This window comes from Puia sp., assembly GCF_036500295.1.
Taxonomy (GTDB): Bacteria; Bacteroidota; Bacteroidia; order Chitinophagales; family Chitinophagaceae; genus Puia.
This window is the reverse complement of the sequence record NZ_DASYCH010000043.1, coordinates 44,476-65,184: the sequence shown is the minus strand read 5'-3', so window position 1 is coordinate 65,184 and position 20,709 is coordinate 44,476. Positions and strand designations below refer to the sequence as shown.

The 20,709-nt window shown below is 55.5% G+C and carries 11 protein-coding genes; 7 read left to right on the top strand and 4 right to left on the bottom strand.

The window, feature by feature from the left end:
- Window positions 1–5 precede the first annotated feature (5 nt).
- Complete coding sequence (locus VGM48_RS08865; RefSeq protein ID WP_331578150.1) at window positions 6–1,586, bottom strand: RagB/SusD family nutrient uptake outer membrane protein; 1,581 nt, start codon at window positions 1,584–1,586, stop codon at window positions 6–8.
- A gap of 25 nt (window positions 1,587–1,611) precedes the next feature.
- A complete protein-coding gene (locus VGM48_RS08860; RefSeq protein WP_331578148.1) occupies window positions 1,612–4,737 on the bottom strand; it encodes a SusC/RagA family TonB-linked outer membrane protein in 3,126 nt (1,041 codons plus the stop codon).
- Window positions 4,738–4,896: 159 nt separating this feature from the next.
- Between VGM48_RS08860 and VGM48_RS08855 the strand changes: the two genes are divergently transcribed.
- A complete protein-coding gene (locus VGM48_RS08855) occupies window positions 4,897–5,781 on the top strand; it encodes an AraC family transcriptional regulator (protein WP_331578146.1) in 885 nt (294 codons plus the stop codon).
- 12 nt (window positions 5,782–5,793) lie between these two features.
- Here VGM48_RS08855 and VGM48_RS08850 read toward each other — a convergent pair whose 3' ends face one another.
- Window positions 5,794–7,719, bottom strand: a complete 1,926-nt coding sequence (locus VGM48_RS08850; RefSeq protein WP_331578144.1) for a hypothetical protein — start codon at window positions 7,717–7,719, stop codon at window positions 5,794–5,796.
- A gap of 224 nt (window positions 7,720–7,943) precedes the next feature.
- Here VGM48_RS08850 and VGM48_RS08845 point away from each other — a divergent pair, with 224 nt between their 5' ends.
- The 6 genes from VGM48_RS08845 to VGM48_RS08820 all read left to right on the top strand — a co-directional run bounded on the left by VGM48_RS08845 (window position 7,944) and on the right by VGM48_RS08820 (window position 19,162).
- Entirely contained in the window at window positions 7,944–11,111 is a 3,168-nt protein-coding gene (locus VGM48_RS08845; RefSeq protein WP_331578142.1) for a TonB-dependent receptor, read from the top strand.
- 35 nt (window positions 11,112–11,146) lie between these two features.
- Window positions 11,147–12,685 (top strand): RagB/SusD family nutrient uptake outer membrane protein, encoded by a 1,539-nt coding sequence (locus VGM48_RS08840; RefSeq protein ID WP_331578140.1) that lies wholly within the window; start codon window positions 11,147–11,149, stop codon window positions 12,683–12,685.
- A gap of 5 nt (window positions 12,686–12,690) precedes the next feature.
- Window positions 12,691–13,881, top strand: a complete 1,191-nt coding sequence (locus VGM48_RS08835) for a cytochrome c3 family protein (RefSeq protein WP_331578138.1) — start codon at window positions 12,691–12,693, stop codon at window positions 13,879–13,881.
- A 32-nt stretch (window positions 13,882–13,913) separates the two neighbouring features.
- Entirely contained in the window at window positions 13,914–16,850 is a 2,937-nt protein-coding gene (locus VGM48_RS08830; protein WP_331578136.1) for a triple tyrosine motif-containing protein, read from the top strand.
- Window positions 16,847–18,628 (top strand): cellulase family glycosylhydrolase, encoded by a 1,782-nt coding sequence (locus tag VGM48_RS08825; RefSeq protein ID WP_331578134.1) that lies wholly within the window; start codon window positions 16,847–16,849, stop codon window positions 18,626–18,628. The genes VGM48_RS08830 and VGM48_RS08825 overlap by 4 nt, the downstream gene beginning before the upstream one ends.
- Before the next feature lie 87 nt (window positions 18,629–18,715).
- Entirely contained in the window at window positions 18,716–19,162 is a 447-nt protein-coding gene (locus VGM48_RS08820) for an SRPBCC domain-containing protein (protein WP_331578132.1), read from the top strand.
- Between the two features lie 38 nt (window positions 19,163–19,200).
- Here VGM48_RS08820 and VGM48_RS08815 read toward each other — a convergent pair whose 3' ends face one another.
- Window positions 19,201–20,700 carry a SusD/RagB family nutrient-binding outer membrane lipoprotein gene (locus tag VGM48_RS08815; RefSeq protein WP_331578131.1) on the bottom strand — a complete coding sequence of 500 codons (1,500 nt, stop codon included), beginning with the start codon at window positions 20,698–20,700 and terminating at the stop codon, window positions 19,201–19,203.
- Window positions 20,701–20,709 lie beyond the last annotated feature (9 nt).

The following is a 20,709-nucleotide window of genomic DNA, read 5'->3' as shown; positions in this document are numbered from 1 at the left end:
CATCTTTAGTAGCCCGGATTTTGTTTTAGTACGCTGCCCGAAGCCACGATCTCGCTGGTGGGGATCGGCCAGAGCAGATGGATGGCAGGATTGAAATGGGCTCCTTTGTTTTGCGGTTCTATCGTATTGTGCGTCTCGAAGATATCGGTGCTTGTCTGGGTATTGTATCGTACGAAGCTGCCGTTGGGGCCGAGAATGCTGTTGATCACCGGCGTGCCGCTCTGATCCTTCCATCTTCGAAGGTCGTAGAGGCGGTCGCCTTCGAAGGCCAATTCCAGCCGTCTTTCGTTGCGGACGGCGGTGATGAGGTCCCATCCGCTAAGCGACATATCCGTGGTCAGTCCAACGCGGCTGCGCACTTTTTGCAGGGAGGCGAGCGCGTCGCCGGGCTTATTCTGCATGGCGCAGGCTTCGGCGTGGATCAGCAGTACGTCGGCGAACCGCAGGATGATATCGTCCCGGGAGAACAGGTTATTGGCGGGCCGTTGCGCTTTGGGGACATACCATTTCCGGGGGAACCTGCCGGACTTGGATTGATTGGCGGGATAGCCGCCGGCGTTGAAGTTCGTGTTGTTTGGATCTCCGGCTACCGGTCTCCCCTGGCGATTGATCGTCCACACTCTCCGGATGCTGTCTCCTGCCGTCAGATAGGCATTCTCCAGGTCGCTGGTGGGACCGTAATAACCCCATCCGCCATCGGCGACGGCATTCATCATGTACAGGGCGCTGGCCGGGAGGGCGGGGTTCTGGGAGGATGCGTTCTGGACCTCGAAGATCGACTCCTGGCCATTCTTGTACGCGTAGTCCCAGAGTTTGCCGAAACTCGTTTCCAGTTGGTAGTCGCCGGAATTGATCACTTGCAGGGCGGCCGCTTCCGCGTTGGCCCAATCTTCCTTATAAAGATAGACCTTGGCCAGCAGCGCCTGTGCAGCGCCTGAGGAAGCCCTGAATTTGTCTGAAGCGGCATAGGCCGACTTGCGCGGCAACACCGCGATGGCGGCATTAAGATCGGTGATCACCTGGTCATAGACCTCATTCACCGAATTACGCGGCAGGTGGGTATTCGCGGGATAGGTCTTCAGCACGATGGGTACGCCGCCGTAGTTACGAACCAGATCGAAGTAAGACCAGCTCCGGAGGAATTTCAGCTCCGCGATGAACTTCGTCTTGCTGGCTGAATCGATAGGCGCGCCCTGGATGCCTTCGATGGTGTTGTTGAAGATGCCGATCGCCTTATACAGCTGGATCCATTGGGCCTCGTTGCGATCGTTGCCGGCATCCAGCGTGTATTCCGATACGGCATTATACGTGGCATGCGAACCCTGATACGTATTGTTGATCCAAGCGTTATCGCTGGCGGCCTCCCCGGAGAGATAGCGCCAGTTGAAGGTCTGCCACCAGCTGTTCCAGTCGATATACTGGTAGCACACCTGCGTAGACGTATTACATTGATCCGCCGTAGTGAAGTATTCAGAGGTCTGCACAGCCGAGGAATTATTCTCCACCGTCAGGAGAGATTTCTGGCAGGCGGTGGTCGCCGTTAGCAGGACGAGACCGGTGATCAGGAAGAAAGAATTGCGTTGCATACAAATATATTTACGAGGCATTTGATTATAAATTGAGGTTCAGGCCGACCAGGAAGACCCGGGAAGGGAGCGCCTGATAGTTGTCCACGCCATTGTAGCCGACATTATTATACCAGGGCAGGTCGGGATTCAGGCCGGGATACTTCGTGACCGCGAAAAGGTTCTGCGCTGCGACAAAGATGCGCAGGTTCTGTACGCCCCTGATCCATTTGGGTATCGTATACCCGAATTGCAGCAGGTTGCATTTCACAAAATCGGCTTTGGCGAGGAAGAAACCGGACATCTTGCTGAAATTTCCGTTCTGGTCCGGATAACGGAGGACAGGGAATTTGTTGCTGGTGCCGGGTCCATGCCAGAACTGGTCGGCAAAACCGGACTTGAAGTTGAGGTGTGAGTTCGGGTTCATGTTCAGACGATAGCTTTGGAAATATTCCGCGCCGAACGATCCGTAGAACTCCGCACGCAGATCGAAGTTGCCGTAGTTGAATGTAAGGGTCAGGTTGCCTGTGAATTTCGGCCAGGGTGATCCCAGGTCGGAAAAGTCCTTGCTATCGAGGACCGAGTCTCCGTTGGTATTCCTGAATTTCAGGTCGCCGGCTTTTGCCGTCGGCTGCAGGCGGGTTCCGTTCTTGTTGACATAGGCAGCGGCTTCGGCATCCGACTGGAAGACGCCGTCGGTGACGTAGCCATACCATGCGCCGGGCTCGTGTCCTTTGGTCAGGCGCGAGCGGAACGTGGAGATCGCGTCATTGGCTTCGTGCCCCAGGATGGGGTCGGCCGTGCCGAGATCTTTTACGATGGATTTGGAATGGCTGACGGTGAGATTGGCGCTAAACCGGAGCTTCCGGGTGATATTGTCTTTGTAGCCGATGGAAAGGTCCCAGCCATTGGTGGTCATCTTTCCGATATTCGCCAGTTGGGTGGGATAATAGCCCTGCGGGTAGCCAAGGATGTAGTCGACCGTGATGTTCTCGAGGAGATTGCTGGGGTTGCGGATGAACTTTTCTGCCGTGATGTCCAGCTTATTGTTCAGCGCCCTTGCCTCGAGGCCGAAGGTATAGTCTTTTTGTATCTCCCAGCGGATCTCGGGGTTGGCGATCGTCGCGGGTGCATATCCCTGGATATACCCGCCGGTTGCATTGGGGTAGGTCGTAGCGCCGAGGACCGTCAGATACGCTCCGGAAGCCGGGGGAAGGTTGCCGCCGGATTTACCCCAGCTGGCGCGCAGTTTGAGATAGTTTATCGCTTTATCGGCCAGTTTGCCGAAGAAAGGTTCCTCGGAGACGATCCAGGCTCCCGATACGGTGGGGAAGTAGCCCCAGCGGTACAGCGGGTTGACCAGCGAGGAGGCATCTGCGCGCATGGTGCCCGCGAGGTAATATTTCTGTTTGTAGTTGTAGCGGAGCGAGCCGAAATAGGAGACCATATTGCCCCAGGGCGTCGCGCCGGGCTGATACGATCCCCCGCCGCCGGTGATGGTTCCGGTTGCCGCCGAAATGTACTGGAAGGACGGATCGTCGAGGGGGATCGCCGTGGGGCCCTGGCGGGCGGCGCTGGTGGCCTTCACAAAATATTTGTCCGTGCTTTGGCCGGCCAGGAGGTCGAAGCTGTGGTCTTTGACCGTGATCTTATAGTTGGCGGTGTTGGTGATCTTCCAGCGGGTGTACAAGGTCGTTTGTGAGCTTAGCTGGGCATTTACGTTATAGCCGTTTGATGCGAGATAGTATTTAGGAACGTAGTTATTGTATTGGCCGACATTTACGAAGCCTTCGATCGCCGTCTTCAGCACCAGGCCTTTCACCGGGGCCACCTGCAGGTAAGCGGCATACTGGCTGCCGAAATAGTCATTCTTGCCGAAATTGGTGAGATAGTTAAAGGCGGGGTTGGTGATCGAATTATAGGTGGAGCGATTGGGCGTACTATACAACGGATTGAAGGCGGTCATATCCATAAAACCATTGGGGATGGATTTTCGCACGGAATCCTGGGATTTGAAGGGCAGGACGGTAGGGTCCATGGAATAAGCCGCATAGGTGTTGTTTGGCGATGACAGCCAGGTCTCGTAGCGCGGGGCGACGCTGAAGCCGATCTTCACTGCTTTGTTCAGCTCCATGTCGGCATTCAGGCGGGCGGTATATTTCTGCCAGTTGCCGCCGAGGGAAGTGGCGTTGTAGGCGTCCTCCCGATAATAACCGAAACTGCCGTAGAGAGAGGTGCCGTTATGGCCGCCGGTGGCGCTTACGACGTAGTTCTGGGTATGCCCGTCGTCGAATGTATTTTTCCAGTAGTCGGCGCTGGTCAGTTTGGAGGGGTCGGGGAAGGGAAGGGTGCGCTGGCCGCTGACGGCTGCCTCCTGGTTCATGACACCGGCATATTCCTGGGCGCCGGCGAGCCTGATTCGGGGCAGCTTGTTGATCCCATAGGTGCCCGCGACATTGATGGTGGGAGCGCCTTTCCCGCGTTTGGTGGTCACCACGATAACGCCCTGGCCGCCACGGGCGCCGTAGATCGCGGCCGCCGATGCGTCCTCGAGGACATCGATGGTGGCGATATCCGACGGGTTGATAAAGTTCAGGTCATTGAATTCGGATTCAACGCCGTCGACGATGATAAGGGGATTATTATTATAGTTGATGCTGCTGAGACCGTGGATGAGGATCTTCGGCTGGGCTCCCGGCAAACCTCCGCCGGACACCACCTGCAGACCCGGCACTTTTCCCTCGAGGGCGTTGCCCACGTTGCCGGTTGTATATGATTCGATATCCTTTGCGGATACCGAGGCGATCGAGGTGCTGACGCTTTTTCGCGAAGCCGTCTGATAGCCGATCACTACTGCATTCTCCATTTCCTGTCCGGAGATGGTCAGGGCTTCCGTGATGAAGGTCTTTCCGGTCGTGTGGATCTCTTTTGTGTGATATCCGATATGGGACACCACGAGAATGGCGCCGGGCCGTGCCGACAATGAGAATTTTCCCTGATCGTCCGTGATAACCCCTTTGCTTTCGCCTTTGATGGCGACATTCGCTCCCGCCAGGGGGGTGCCGGCGGAAGCGGTGATCACCCCACTGATGACGACGGGGCCCTGTTGGGAAAGGACGCTCCCGCCAAGAAAAAAGGTGAGGAGGGACAGTAGCAGCAGTCTTCTTTTCATAAATGGCAATTTTGGTCGTTTTTTTTCTGCCGGGAATTCCGGCATTTTCCGATCCGCAAGTTTAGGCAGGAATGGCCGGGTACAGAATGGAGTTTTTTATTAAAAGCATGGACAATCTTATTATATCTTTACCGGAAGGCCATCACTAAATGCGACAGCATGCTCAAAAAGAAAGAGGGGTTTGCGGGACAGCGATCCATCGTGTTACCAAGGAAGATATTGACCGGCGTCTGCCATAAGCAGCCGCTGATCGAGCGGTTGTATGTGACCGATATAGGTTATTATCCAAAGGCTCAATACCACTACCGGCAAAGGGCCCACGGAATCGACCAGCACATCCTGATCTATTGCGCGGAAGGAAGGGGCAATGCTGTGGTGTCGAAGAAAAAATACGAGCTTGAACCGGGCTCGTTCATCATCATACCGGCCGGCGAGCAGCATTCGTATTCCGCGAACGAAAAAGACTACTGGACAATCTATTGGGTCCACTTCAAAGGCTCCGATGCGCAGCGGCTGGTCTCCTCCCTGCTGGAGAAGACGCATCATCACCAGGGTTCCGCAGCCTTCGAGCCGAGGCGGATCAGCCTGTTCGAAGACATCTATGCCTGTCTGGAGAGGGGATATGGCAACGATAATCTATGTTATGCCAATGTCTGTCTGCATCATTATATCGCGTCGTTCATCTACCAGGACAAATTTAATCTCACCGATAACCGGCAGGGCGGGGATGCCGTCGAGCAGTCGATCAATTTTATGCGCCAGAATCTGGGGCGGGCGCTTTCGCTCGAGGAACTCGCGGGGGCTGTGAATTTCTCTGCGTCGCACTATTCGGTAATTTTCCGGAAGAAGACGGGTTTTTCGCCTATCGAGTACTTCAATCATCTGAAGGTTCAGAAGGCCTGTCAGTATTTGCTTTATACGGAATTACGGATCAAGGAGATCGCCGACAAGTTGGGGATCGAAGACCCGTTCTATTTTTCGAGGATGTTCAATAAGCTGATGGGGATGTCGCCGAATCAGTATCGGGGAAGGAAGCATTTATAGAGGGCCGTTTTTTTACCTGATGAGCATCATGGTGCCTTTTTTGGTGATCACCCTGCCGGTATAATCGGTTCCGCGCAATATCCAGAGATAGGCATTGCTTTCCTGCAATCTCCCCTGGATCCGGCCATCCCAGCCCTGGCCGATCTGCGAGGTGCTGAAGAGCAATTGTCCCCAGCGGTTGTACACCCGGAAATAGTCGAGTGAGGAAATGCCCATGCAAACCGGCCGGAACAGGCTGTTGCTGGCGGTTCCGGGTGTGAAGGCGTTGGGCACAAAGATATCCGGCAGTGTACGGGCGACCGTTACTTTCACGGAACCGGTGCCGTAGCAGCCGAAACTATCGATTGCAGTTACCTGATAGGTGATGGTGCTCATCTCCGAGCCGTACTGGCCGATGGGATCGGCGATGTCGGGGTTGCTGAGATCGGTGGAAGGGGTCCAGTGGTATTCGTCCTTAAACAGATCGCTGCTTGTCGCCCGGAAGTGAAGGGGTTGATCGATGACCACCAGGGTGTCATTCCCGGCATCGACCCGGATGGGCGGGACGATGTTCACGGTAACCGATTCGGAGACGGTGATGGGACAGCCTGCATTCCGGATGCTCAATATATAATCCGTCGTTTCTTTTGGCGCGGCGAGGATGTCGGTGGTGAAGGGTACGGAGGGGATGGAGCCATGCCTTTCGCCGGTAAACAATCCGCGGCTTACCCAGGTGTACTCGGTTCCGGTGGTGACCAGGGCATGCAAGGGTGCGGCTTGGCCGTAGCAGACAGTGGTATCGCGGGGAGTGATCGCGGCTTTTGGAAGGGCCCCCGGATAAAGGTGGACGAATAAGCTATCGGTCAGGAGGGTGCAGCTGTTCTTCTCTTTGGCGACGATCCAGCCGGATTGCGGACCAATGGATACCGTGATCGTATTTCCGTTGCTGCCCGAGTCGATGGTCCAGCCGGCGGGGGCCGACCAATCATAGGTCGCGCTATCCAGGGAAGGAACGGAATACTTCCCGACACTATTGGCGCAGGCAAGGGTGTCTCCGCTTATCTGGAGACCCGCGCAGACGTCCCGCAAGGCGAAATAGGCATAGGCAAAATGCCCGCCCGGCACGCAGTTGTCGGCTTCGAAGGTCAGGGATATCTGTTGCCCGCGGTAGGCCGACAGATCGAATGTAACCTCTGTCCAGCCCTTTGTCCAGACATCCTGCAGGTGCACGTCGTCACCGCCCTGATTGGGCGAGGAGTTTGGAGTAGGCACCGAGCTTGGGGAGAACCCGTTGGCCCGGGCCGTTGCCGAATCGAGCCCTCCATTGGTCGGGAGGTAGTAGGCCGGCGAGGCGCAATCGATCACTCCACCGGGAGTACTCACAATTGCGCGGGCCATCGGCTGATCCAGCGAGGCATGGGTGCCGTTTTCCAGCACCATGGCATAGGCATAGGTCATGGTATAGGGGAGTTCGGGCGCACCGGCGGGGACGCTGATCAGGTACGTTATCCCCCGGACGTACCCGCCCTGGGGACCTGTCACGGGAATCGCCGTTGGGGAGTTTGGCGCGTTGGACGGATCGCTTGCCTGGCGTTTGGCGACGGAGGTCGAACCCAACAAAATGGAATACCGATAAGCATAGCCGTTGATCGTGGGGATCGCCGGGAAGCCGCCAAAAATGTCGGTTCCCTGGCTGGTGATCACCCGGATGCCGCTTATGCCCGGGAGATTGTATTCCGGAAAGGCGGTTGCGCCGATGGTTCCGTTGGGGAAGGCCTGGCTGGGATCATACTCTTGTTTGATCGCGGTGGGGCCATTGCCATCTCTATTATTGCCGGTATAGGCCTTCCAGTGGACCAGGGTGCCGTCGGAGAAATTGATATTGACCGGACAGGACTGGGGTTGTCCTGCCGATGGCAGCACAGGGATCGTGGCTAAAACCAGCAACCATAAAGTCATTCCCGGCCGGGTCATAGCAGTATTTGGTTATTGCTTATAATATTATGGTAAAGGAAACGAAAAAAATGAGGTCGGGGTCGAGGGGATACCCGCAATTTTTTTTAAATATAAGTTTTTTTGGGTTTGACGTAGCAATGCAGTAGTCCTTCTTTTGGTGGAAGAGGCCCGTCACGATTACTTTGGCGGCTTCTTCATTAACTAACCGAAAACTAAATGCTTGTTGTATGAAAGTAAAGCTTCGACTTCGTGAGCTGCTATTTCTCCCACTCCTCTTTTTGTCCACCCTTGCCGTATTCGGCCAGGAACGGACCATCACCGGTAATATCAGTAACAAATCAACGGGCCAGCCCCTTCCCGGGGCTACCGTGATCGTCAAAGGCACCCGCACGGCCGTCACCACGGACGATGCCGGCAACTTCCGGATCGCGGTTCCCGCCGAGGCTAAAATGCTGGTGATCAGCCATATTGGTATGGTCACGCAGGAACTGGCCATCCCGATGTCCGGAAGCCTTTCGGTTCAGCTGGTCCAATCGGCGGGTTCGCAAATGGATGAGGTCGTCGTGGTGGGCTATGGGACCCAGCGAAAAAGCGTCGTAACGGGAGCCATTTCCAGCGTACACGCTTCCGATCTTGAGAATCAACCGGTGGTTCGGGTCGAGCAGGCTCTCCAGGGTAGGACCTCCGGCCTGACTATTTCCTCGCAGACCGGCGCACCGGGTTCGGCGGCGACGGTTCGGTTGCGGGGTTTCACCTCTTTTGGTAACGGCAAGAACGACCCGCTTTGGGTCATCGACGGGGTTGTTATCGACGCCGGCGGCATCGGCTATCTCAACCAGGACGACATCGAATCGATCGAGGTTTTGAAAGACGCGGCTTCCGCGGCGATCTACGGCACCCGTGCCGCCGCCGGGGTTATTCTCATTACCACCAAGAAAGGAAAGGCGGGCGCTCCGCGGATCAGTTACAACGGCTATTATGGCTGGCAGGAGCCTGCCAAAAAGCTGCACCTGATGGACGCCACGCAGTATGCCACGATGCGCAATCAGGCGGCAACCGCGGCGGGCAATGCGGCGCCTTTCGCCGATCCCAATTCCTTTGGAAAGGGTACGGATTGGCAGAAGACGATCTTCAACTACAAGGCGCCCAAGATGAACCATGAGCTGAGCATCAGCGGCGGCAATGAGAAGAGCACCTATTTCACCTCCTTCGGGTATACCGACATTCAGGGTCAGATCGCGACACCGGTGTCCCGCTACACCCGGATGAACTACCGGATCAACACCAACTTCCGGCCGGCGAAGTGGATCAGCTTTGGGGAGAACCTCGGCTTTGAACACGGCAAGACGAGGGGGCCCGGCGAGATCAACCGTGAGTATGGCGGGGTGATCAGTTCGGCGCTGAACCTCGATCCGATCACTCCGGCAATCGTCTATGACTCGATCGGGCAAAAGCAATTTGTCGCGCAGACGCCGCAGCAGGTAGCTGCCGCCACGCGGTCGCCTCGGGGTTACTACTACGGGATCTCGCCGTATGTCGGCCAGGAAATGAAAAACCCGCTGGCTTCGATACAGAATCGTCGCGGCAATTATAGCTGGGACAACAACCTCGTCGGCAATGCCTATATCGACCTCTCTCCCGTCAAGGGCCTGGTCATCCATTCGAGCCTGGGAACGAAGATGGCGTTCTATGGTTCGGAGAACTTTACCCCCAGCGTATTCTATAATACGTCCACGTCGATCGGGCCGACCTCCCTGTCGCGTAACCAGAACTGGACCATCAACTGGAACGTAGAAAATACTGTTTCTTATAACCGCGGCTTTGGCCGTCACAACGTCACCCTGCTCGGCGGGTGGGGCGAATACAAGGACGGGAATGCCCGTGGTTCGACGGTTGTCTATAATAATGTCGTCGCCACCAATTTTGACAACGCGTCCTTTATCAATGGAGTGCTGCCGACCGACCGTCAGAACAGCACGGCCAGCGATGGCACCGACCACCGCATCAACTCCCTGTTTTCACGGGTGCAATACAACTTCGGCGAAAAATACCTGCTGACGGCCCTGATCCGGCGGGATGGCAGTTCGCGGTTTGGGACGAACAATAAATTCGGTTACTTTCCTTCGGTGTCCGTGGGCTGGGTGCCAACGCTTGAAAACTTCTTCCCGGCATCAAACGTGATCAATACCCTGAAGGTCCGCGGCAGCTATGGGGTGACGGGTAATGACGGGATCGGCGATTTCGCGTATATCCCGACGGTAGGCTCGGGCGGTCAGCGGAACTATCAGTTCGGCGATACCCTGCATATCGGTTATAGTCCCAACGCACCGGCCAACCCGGATCTGAAATGGGAACAGACCTCTCAGCTGGACATCGGTCTGGACGCCGTGCTCTTCAAAACCCTGACCTTTACGGTCGACATCTACAAGAAGAAGACCACGGGTATCCTTCAGACGCCGGCGATCCCCGCCTATGCCGGTTACGGCAGCTTTGCGCAAAACTTCGACGACCTCGAGAACAAGGGGATCGAATTCGAAGCCGGCTACCGGAAAAAGCTGGGTGAGATCACGCTTGGGGTCAACGGGAACATCTCCTTCTATCAGAACAAGGTCACCAGGATCCTTCCCGGGACGACCTTCTTCGAAGACAACAGCGCGAGCTTCCAGACCCTGGGCAATATCACGCGCAGCACGTTGAATCAACCATATCAGCGGTACTTCGGCTACAAGATACTGGGCATCTTCCAGAATCAGGCGGACATCGACTCTTATGTCGGTTCCGACAAGGCCACCAAACTGCAGCCCAAGGCCAAGCCCGGCGATCTCAAATTTGCCAATCTGCAGAACGATAATATCATCGACGGCAATGACCGGACGTATCTCGGCAACCCGAACCCGACCGTCAGTTTCGGTCTGACCATCAACCTGGCCTATAAGCAATTCGACTTTACGATGTTCGGCGGAGGTTCCGGCGGTAACAAGGTCTTCCAGGGACTGCGCAGGCTGGACATCGGTACGGCCAACTATCTCGCGAAATATCAGAATGCCTGGACACCGGGCCATACCAATACCAACCTGCCCCGGATCGTCGATGGCGATCCCAACCAGAACTACTCCAAGATGACGTCGCTTTACCTGGAGAACGGCGACTACTTCAAGCTGCGCACGGTCCAGGTGGGATACAACCTGCCGAAGAGCATGCTGAACCGATGGGGCTGCCAGCGTCTTCGGGTATATGCGCTCGTGGAAAATCTTTTCACGATCACCAGGTACTCGGGATTCGACCCTGAACTCGGGGTGAGCCCGGATGCCGGCGGCGGCGCCCAGTATGGGATCGACCGCGGCGCGTATGTTCCGGCCCGTTCGCTGTTGGTAGGTGTCAATGTTGGATTTTAATCATCACTCCCTCTATAAGTCAAATATATCGTTATATGAAAAAGAACCTGGTATACATTGCAGTGATCGCCCTGGGAACCCAATTGCTGGGGGCCTGCAAGAGAGAACTGAACGTGAACCGACAGGGGCGCATCACGCTCGATTCCTATTATAAAACTCCCGGCGACGCTTACAACGCGCTGGTGTCCATCTATGACCGCTTTGGTTTCCAAACCGGCGGGCTGTACGACAAGTTATCCATCTTCGATGTGGGCAGCGACGATCAAATGGCCGGCGGCGGCAGCCCGACCGACATCAACGACCTGCAGATGATGCAGCTCTATACCTACAGCGCTCAGTCCGGTCCGGAAAGCTATCTGTGGAGCAGGAGCTACAGCGGCATCTACCGGGCCAACGTCCTTCTTGAACAGATCGACGGATGCAAGCTCGACGCCAATACCAAGGCCCGCTATATTGCCGAGACCAGGGCCATGCGCGGCGCCTTTTACTTCGACCTGGTGAACTTCTTCAAGAACGTTCCCCTGCTGACGGGAACTCTTCCCGTCGACAGTCTCTACGATGTCGTACAGGCCGATCCCGCGGCTGTATGGGCCTATGCGGAAAATGACCTGCTGGCCGCCATTCCCAACCTGCCCACTACGCTCACCAATGTAAAATCGGAAGGGGGAAGGCTTACCCAGGGCAGCGCCAAGGCCATGCTCGGCAAAATGTACCTCTATGAAAAGAAGTGGGACCAGGCCGCGCAGATGCTTGCCGATGTCAACGGGACGATGAGCGGAACGACCTTTTCCTCTAAATATGGTTACAAGCTGCTGGCCAACTACGGCGACCTCTGGCTCTCGAAGAACAAATTCAACTCCGAGGCCGTGGTGGAATTTGTACACTCCGCCATCTCCAACGGCGGCTGGGGCGATGCAGGCGCGAGTGACGGCAACCTGATCTGTATTACGACGGGGCCCCGCGGCTATTCGCAAAAGAACGGAACCGCGCCGGATTATTTCTCCGGCTATAGCTTCCTGGTCTTTACCAAGGACTTTGCGCAGAAGGTGATGTATGGCGATCCCCGCTACAATACGACGATTGCCAACCTGGACAGTCTGAAGAGCGCGGGCGCCGCTACATATACCGCCGGCAATAACAACACCGGCTACTTCCTCGGTAAATACATCGGCCGCGTTTCCGATAAGGCAGCGGCGACACCCGAGCTCAACTTCGGACAGGATGAATATGAGATCCGGCTTGCCGATACCTACCTGATGGAAGCCGAAGCGCTGATGAACTCGGGCCAGTCGGTGGCTCCGGCCAGTCGGGCGTACAATCTGTTTAATGCCGTTCGCGCCCGTGTGGGGCTTGGAGCGATTGCCCTTACCCAGGATGCGCTGGAAAAAGAAAGAAGACTGGAATTTGCGGGCGAAGGCCTTCGCTGGCCCGATCTGGTCCGTTGGGGCAAGGCCGGCACCGTCCTTGCTTCAAAGGGCTTCGTCACCGGCCGCCACGAAATTTTCCCGATACCCCAGGGTGAGCTGAACAATACCAAGTTGCTGCAAAGCAAGGAATGGGGTGGGACAAAATAATGGTAATGCGGTATCGTAAGGTTGCTTATCTCACTGGTGTCGTTGCTGTCCTTGTCGTATTTTTCTCCCGGTGCTTCCACGGAAGCACCGGGGGCAGCAACGACTTTCGTGGCCCGCAATATGCAGGATCGCAGGCTTGTGTCAGCTGTCATCAAGCCGTTGTCAATTCCTATTCCCACAACAATCATTTCAAAACCTCGTCACCGGTTGAGGCTGGTTCGCTGAAGAGGATGACCGGTGGTGCGGAAGGGCCGGTCTTTTTTCTTGATTCGACCCGGCTGCGGATCGAGGAACGGAACCATTCGCTTTATCAGCGGCTGGCGCCGGGCGGCCGGGCCGGGAAATTCGATATCGCCTTTGGGTCGGACGTACACGCCCAGACCTATGGCTATTGGAAAGCAGGCAGGCTGTATCAATTGCCGCTTACCTGGTTCAACCCGCTTTCCGCCTGGGTCAACAGTCCGGGATTCCCGGCTTCCCATGCGCGTTTCGACCGCGCGATCACCAGCCGATGCTTTGAATGTCATGCCTCCTATGTTAAAAGGGATTTTGAACAATCGGCGCCGCTGGCCGTCAATGAGGTACTGGACTCCGGCAGCATTATTTATGGCATCGACTGCGAACGGTGTCATGGCCCTGCGCTGGAGCATGTGCGGTTTCACCAGGAGAACCCCACCGTCGAAGCGGCAACTTTTATCACGCGGATCAGCACGCTTACCCGTCAACAGAAGCTGGACCTGTGCTCCACGTGCCATTCCGGGAATGACCGCGAGGCCCGGCGAAGCATTTTTGGTTTTGTTCCCGGGGATACCCTGGCCCATTTTTATTATCCCGGTTTTGGTGAGCCCGTCGCCGAACCCGACGTGCATGGCCAGCAGCTTCAGATGCTTCGGCTAAGCAAGTGCTTTAAGGGATCGGAGCTCACCTGCTTCACCTGCCATTCGGTTCATAACGATGGTGGGGTGGTGGCAGTGGCTGTCGCGCAATGCGTCAATTGTCATCAGGGGTCCGCTCATGCCGTTGCTATCATGAAAGAGACGGAGCAGCGAAAAAGGGATTTCAACCTGACCAGCACCACCTGCATCGACTGTCATATGCCGTTGGTCACCTCGAAAACGATCATCCTCAACAATGGCGCGGGATCAAAAACTATCCCTTACCCGTTGCGGACCCATAAGATTGCGATATACCCATAGATTAATATATTATTTTTGTGCCATTTGCCGGCATGAGAACATTACTTGTCATATCATCCCTGTTACTATCCGTTTGTTCCGTACTGGCACAGAACGGCGTACTGATCCCAGAGATCATCAATTTCTCCAAGAAGGTGTACCAATCGGGTAACCAGAACAGAGGCATCGAACAAGACCCCCGTGGCCTGCTTTATTTTGCCAACGACGATGGTCTTCTCGTTTTTGACGGCACGTACTGGCACACCTATGCGCTGCCCAACCGGAGCATCGTCCGGTCCCTTGTCGTAGACAGCAACCGAATATTCGTCGGCGGTCAGCAGGAGATCGGCTATTTCTATTTTGACGCGAAAGGCGTTCTCACCTATCAGTCGTTGCGGCAGCTGATACCTCCCGGTGAAACGGACTTTACGGATGTGTGGCATGTCGTGCGCTTCCGGCATGACATCTTCTTTCAGTCCAATAAAAGGATATTCCGGTTCCATGACGGCAAGATCACCGCCTTCAGAAGCATCAACTGGTCTTTTCTCGGCGCCTGCCGGGACCTGTTGATTGCCCAGGAGTACGATCACGGCCTGATGTGCTTTATCAACGGCGCCTGGCAGCCGCTGGCGACAAAGGACAATTTTTCAAAAGATAAAGTAGCTGTAAGAAGCCTTACCGGCTTTGGTACGGACAAGATCTTCCTGACTACGGTAAAGGCGGGTGTCTTCCTTATCGATAAAGGGACCGTCACAAAATGGGAAACTCCGGCGATAGCGGCCATTATCCGGGATTTCATCCATTATTCCTGTGCGATCGACACGACGCTGATCGCCATCGCGACCCGCCTGGGGGGATATTATATCATCAATACCCGTGGGGAGATCGTACAGCATGTGACCAAGTTGCAGGGCCTGCAGTCCAATACCATCAATAACGTGTATGCAGACAAGGAAAAAAATCTGTGGCTGGCCCTGAACAACGGGATCGACCTCGTGATCTTCAACAGCCCGATCTCCCATATCACCCCCGACAACGCGAACAAGAGCCCCGGCTATTCCGCCGCCGTGTATCATGACCGGTTATATATCGGCACGGGTATCGGATTGTACAATGTAGCGATCCCCCCGGACTACCATCTGGGTAAGATTGCAGGCAGCTTCATCCCGGTGCCGAACGGCAACGGCATCATCTGGGGGCTATCGGTCGTCAACGGTCAGCTGCTGATGGGCCGGAATGACGGCGCTTATATTGTCGAAAAGGACAGCTGTGTCCCGCTTGACCTGTCCACGGGCTTTTGGTCCTTTCAGCCCCTGACCTCCCAACAACCCTGTCCCCGCATCATCGGAGGAGCCTATAATGGCGTCAACATCTATACCTATCCGGGTAATAAATTTGTCAACCCCCGGCTACATACCTCCTTTGAGTCGGCCAAAAACATCGTTGTAAAAGACAGTGATATCTGGGTGGCGCATCCTTATCAGGGTTTGTACAAGATCAGCTTCAACGACACCGGCGCACCGGTCAGCAAGCATTATAAGGACATCCATCATATCCTGTCTTCCGGTCACAACCATTTGTTCATGATCCGTGGGAAGATCGTACTGGTCACGGGGAACGGGATATTCGAATACGACCCCGTCACCCGGGATTTCAAACCGTCGGCCTTTTTTTCAGCATTATTCGGCTCGCTGCCCATTTCCTATCTGCGGGAAGATGCGCAGGGTAATATCTGGTTCATCGCGGAAAAAAAACCCGGCGTGATCGACATGTCCTCACCCGGTAACCCCGTCATGACCTGGTTTCCCGAACTGAATAACCTGGTGCTGGGTAACGACGAAGAATTCATTTATCCGATCAACAAAGATAATGTGCTGCTGGCGGGGGAGGTCGGCTTTTACCATCTCGATTATGACCGGTACAGGACAACCAGTCACCGGATGAAGGTATTGCTCCGGTCGATCACGGTGACTTACAAAAAGGACAGCGTCCTGTTTGGAGGATATCTTTTTGACAACGGCTGGAATCCGGCCGATAATTATGTCTTCGGCAAGAGGATCGGGCATAAATGGAACTCCATCCATTTTGAATTCTCCACGCCCTATTTCAGTACGACGGTGGAATACAGCTGTCGCCTGGGGGGATACGAAAAAGAGTGGACGCCCTGGTCAAAAAGAACCGAACGCACCTTCACCAACCTGCCGGCCGGAGATTATGTTTTCGAATGTGTCGCGAGGAACAGTTCGGGATTTACTTCCGCCGTCAGTCAGTTTACGTTTACCATCTCCCCGCCCTGGTACAATTCCTATCTTGCCTGGGTGGTCTATGTGCTTGCCGTTATTTGGGGCGTGTACTATTTCTATAAGCGGCAGCAGAAGAAATATCTGGTGCAACATGCCGACCGGCTCCGAAAGCAGCGCGAAAAATTCGGTGAAGAGCAGCGGCGTCTGCAGTACCTCCATCAGCTCGAGATCGAGAAAAATGAAAAGGAGATCATCCGGCTGGAGAATATCCGGCTGGAGGCGGAGGCTGAGCACAACGAGGCGCAGCTGGCCTCCAATACCATGAACCTCCTGCAAAAAAGAGAGTTGCTCAATAAGATCAAGGACGAAATAATAAAAGCGCAGGAGGAGGCGGAGCCGGATCGCCGGGCAAAGAATATCCGGCGGATCATCAAGATCATCAACGACGAGCTCGAAGTGGCGGACGACTGGCAGCGGTTTTCGGTATACTTCGACAAGGCCAACAACGACTTCCTCAAGACCCTGAAGGAGACGTTTCCGCTGCTGACGCCGACGGATCTCAAGCTCTGTGCCTATCTCCGGCTAAACCTTTCCACGAAAGCCATCGCCGATCTCCTGAACCTTTCCACCAGGGGCGTGGAAAGCAGCAGATACCGGCTGCGGAAGAAACTCGACCTGGCAGGGGAGGTTTCGCTCGCCGATTTCCTGAGTTCCGTAGGTTCAAAAATAAAAAGCAATCAATCGTGAGAAAACGAATTTTTGGTTTCAGTGTCATTTTGTTGTTTATGATGGTTCGGTTGGGGGCTCAGCCGATGGCGGCGGCCGGCGCGGACGTACAGCCGCTGAGCGGGATATTGACCGCCAGGGGTAAGCTGATCGTCGACGGCAACGAGCGTTCGGTCATCCTGCGGGGCATGGGTCTTGGCGGATGGATGCTCCAGGAAAGCTATATGTTCCGGTTGAGCGGACTCGGGCCGCAATTCCGGATCCGGCAGAAGATCGCCGATCTCGTGGGTGAGCAGCAGGCCGCCCGGTTTTACGACGGTTGGCTGAAAAATCACACGACGAAGGCCGACATCGATTCCCTTGCCGCCTGGGGCTTCAATTCGATAAGGCTGCCCATGCATTACCGGCTGTATACGCTTTCGGTGGATGAGGAGCCGGTAGCCGGTAAAAATACCTGGCTGCAAAAAGGGTTCGAGCTCACCGACAGCCTGCTCGCCTGGTGCAGAGCCGATCACCTGTACCTGATCCTCGATCTTCATGCCGCGCCCGGCGGGCAGGGCAATGACCTCAACATTTCCGACCGCGATCCGGACAAGCCGTCTTTGTGGCAGAGTTCCGCCTGCCGGGAGAAGACCGTCGCCTTGTGGCGAAAGCTGGCCCAACGGTACGCCGGGGATCCGGCAATCGGCGGGTATGATATCCTCAACGAGCCCAACTGGGGCTTCGAAGACCCCAAAGATATCCGCGGCACGCGGGAAACGGGCAACCAGCCTTTGCGGCAGCTCATGATGGAGATTTCTGCCGCTATCCGGGAAGTGGATCCCGCGCATCTGATCATCATCGAAGGCAATGGTTTCGGCAACAACTACAATGGGATCTTCCCGCTTTGGGACAGTAATATGGTTGTCAGCTTTCATAAATACGGCAACTTCAATACGGCCGCCAGTATCCGGAAATATCTCGACCTGCAGGATAAATATCAGATGCCGCTCTGGCTCGGCGAATCCGGCGAGAATTCCAATACCTGGTTTACCGAAGCCATCGGCCTTGTTGAATCCTACAACATCGGCTGGTGCTGGTGGCAGCAGAAAAAGATGGGGATCAACAACCCGTTGGAGATCCGCGCCTCGCCTTCCTACCAGATGCTGCTGGACTACTGGCTGAAGAATGGCCGCAAGCCGGGCGCGGAAGAAGCCCGGGTCGCGCTGAAGGAATGGCTGGAGAATATCCGGATCGGCCGCAATGTTTATCATAAGGATGTGACGGACGCGATGTTCCGCCAGGTGGGCTCGGTATCGACGCTGCCGTTTGTTCCGCATCGGATCGGCAATGGAGCGAGTATTAAAGCGGTTGACTATGACCTGGGCCGGTGCGGGTATGCCTATCAGGACAATGACACCGCCCGCTATCAATATGCGTCGCCACCGCAGCCGTCCGCGGGTAACCGGGGGTGGATGTATCGGAATGACGGAGTGGATATCGCGGCGGGTGATGCCGGGGATTATTATGTGTTCGATACGGAGGATGGGGAATGGTTGCAATATACGGTCGATGTTGTCGAGCCGGGCGTTTATACGCTTGTCTTTACCATGGCCACGGGTTCCGACAGCAGCCGATTCACGGTAATGTGCGATGGCCGGCCGTTGGCGGCGCCGGTTGCGGTTGGCAATACGGGAGGGCCTGCCAGCTGGCGGAATTTCGAAATAAAGAACATCCGCTTGCGCAAGGGAGAGTGCCGGCTGAGGGTGGTGGTGGAGAAAGGAGGGTTCAACTTCAGCCGGATGGAATTCCGGCGCTGAGTAGCGGCCTTGAAATTCTCCATTTTCGATAGGTCCCGCCGCCCGGCCGGACATTAGCTTTGTGGCTATTAAACAATAATCGAAAACATGAAAAATGCGGATTTTACTACCACCATCCTGGTAGACCAATCACCAACGGAAGTCTTTAATGGCGTCACCGATCCCCGGGGTTGGTGGTCGGAAGAAATAAAAGGCCCCACCGGGCAGGTTAATGACGAGTTCGACTACCACTACAGGGACGTACATTCCTGCAAAATGAGACTGATCGAGGTTGTTCCCGGTCAGAAAGTGGTATGGCTGGTGCTGGACAACTATTTCAAGTTTACAAAAGACAAAAGGGAGTGGCTGGATACGAAAGTCATTTTTGAGATCTCTAAAAAGGGTGCCAAAACACAACTTGCCTTTACCCATCTGGGGTTGGTTCCGGAATATGAATGTTATGAGATTTGCGAAGGTGCATGGACAAAATATGTCCAGCAAAGCTTGTATAGCCTGATCACCACGGGCAAGGGGCAACCCAATCCAAAAGAATAAAAAAAACCCCCGGCATTCCGGGGGCATTTTTTTTGTGGTTATGGTTTATCCCACCACACGCGGCCGTTGAGATCATCTTTCCCGCCAAAACCGGCTTGCGCCTGTACGGCGGCCTTGTAATTGTTGGTGTTGATGTTCGGTTCGCTGCTGGGATATCCCTGTCTCCTGGGAATGGGAATATTGTTATTGTTGGGTGCCGGGGTGAGCACAGGGTAACCCGTACGTCGCCATTCCGCCCAAGCTTCATAGCCGTTCATATAAAGGTGGACCCATCGCTGGTAGGCGATCTGTTTGAGGGCATTTGCGGGATCGTAGGCGATTTCCGGCCGGGCCAGGTAGGCGCCGAGACCCGTGGTGTCGCCTTCGTCGGCAGGATCGTAGGAGGTCTTTTCCACGTCATCCACCACGCCGCCTTTAAAGCTGTTCCGCACCCATTGACGGACGGAGGCTTCGATGGCGGCCTTGTATTTCAGCGCCGCATCGCCGTCGCCGCCGGGCAGCCAGCCCAGTTTATCGGCCTCGGCCTGTGCGAGCAGGAGTTCGGCATAGGTGGAGATAAAACAGGGGGCGTTCTGGGCCCGGACATGTTCGCCCATCCAGGAGACCTTGGATGTGGAGACCTTGGCGATGGCGTCACCGTCCAGGCCGTAGGGCACACCCGCGTAGGCGCCAGTCGAGGAGGCGGGATCTGCGAATATGGGCAGGCGTGGGTCCTGGAGGGGGTTCATATAATCGGTTAGCGTCTGGCTGATCCAGTACCACTGCCGGTTCTGGACATCCGCGACATAGTACCAGTAGTTTTGGTTGACGGGGTCGGCCAGGTGGACATAGACGGCATTGTCGCTGTTATCCGTAAAAACGCCGCCTGCTATTGCATCCGCAAACTCCGTCTTGCCGGTGGCCGGATCGATCTTCGAGAGGCGCAGCGCCATCAGCGCCCGCAGGGAATTGGCGAATTTTTTCCATTGCCCCATGTCCCCGCCGTACAGCAGATCACCGCCCACACCGGCGCCGTCGTCTATCTGCGCGGCGGCTTCTTTCAATTCTTTCAGCAGACCGGCATAAATATCCTTCTGTGCGTCGTATTTGGGCGCGAGATTTCCGTTGCCCTTCAGCGCGTCCGAATAGGGGATATCGCCCCAGCGGTCCGTCATCTGCCAGAAGAACCAGGCCCGTAAGATCCGGGCGGCAGCCAGCTGGTTGTTTTTTGAGCCCTCGTTACTATTAAAGGTCTTGTTGGCGAGTATCGTCTGGAGGTTTTCCAGCGGGCCGGCATAGATGCCGGAGAAATCGAAGTTGACGGTAATATACCGGGAGTCGTCGGTATAGGGTTTCTCCGCCCATTGCTGCGTGTACATCGCCCCGGAGATGCCTTCGATGACGACGGGCATATAGCTGATGGCGGAGGTGAGCAACTGGGTATTGGAGGCGGCGGTAGGGCTATTGGGACTGACGTTGATACCGGCGGCGAATTTTTTACATCCCGGTGCAGCTACCGATGCTATCAATGCTGCTATGATGACGAATTTTGTTTGCATGGTAGTGGT

Bases quoted from the DNA above. Each gene is read 5' to 3' on its own strand.
- VGM48_RS08865 (WP_331578150.1), bottom strand. From the start codon at position 1,586: ATGCAACGCAATTCTTTCTTCCTGATCACCGGTCTCGTCCTGCTAACG.
- VGM48_RS08860 (WP_331578148.1), bottom strand. From the start codon at position 4,737: ATGAAAAGAAGACTGCTGCTACTGTCCCTCCTCACCTTTTTTCTTGGC.
- VGM48_RS08855 (WP_331578146.1), top strand. From the start codon at position 4,897: ATGCTCAAAAAGAAAGAGGGGTTTGCGGGACAGCGATCCATCGTGTTA.
- VGM48_RS08850 (WP_331578144.1), bottom strand. From the start codon at position 7,719: ATGACTTTATGGTTGCTGGTTTTAGCCACGATCCCTGTGCTGCCATCG.
- VGM48_RS08845 (WP_331578142.1), top strand. From the start codon at position 7,944: ATGAAAGTAAAGCTTCGACTTCGTGAGCTGCTATTTCTCCCACTCCTC.
- VGM48_RS08840 (WP_331578140.1), top strand. From the start codon at position 11,147: ATGAAAAAGAACCTGGTATACATTGCAGTGATCGCCCTGGGAACCCAA.
- VGM48_RS08835 (WP_331578138.1), top strand. From the start codon at position 12,691: ATGCGGTATCGTAAGGTTGCTTATCTCACTGGTGTCGTTGCTGTCCTT.
- VGM48_RS08830 (WP_331578136.1), top strand. From the start codon at position 13,914: ATGAGAACATTACTTGTCATATCATCCCTGTTACTATCCGTTTGTTCC.
- VGM48_RS08820 (WP_331578132.1), top strand. From the start codon at position 18,716: ATGAAAAATGCGGATTTTACTACCACCATCCTGGTAGACCAATCACCA.
- VGM48_RS08815 (WP_331578131.1), bottom strand. From the start codon at position 20,700: ATGCAAACAAAATTCGTCATCATAGCAGCATTGATAGCATCGGTAGCT.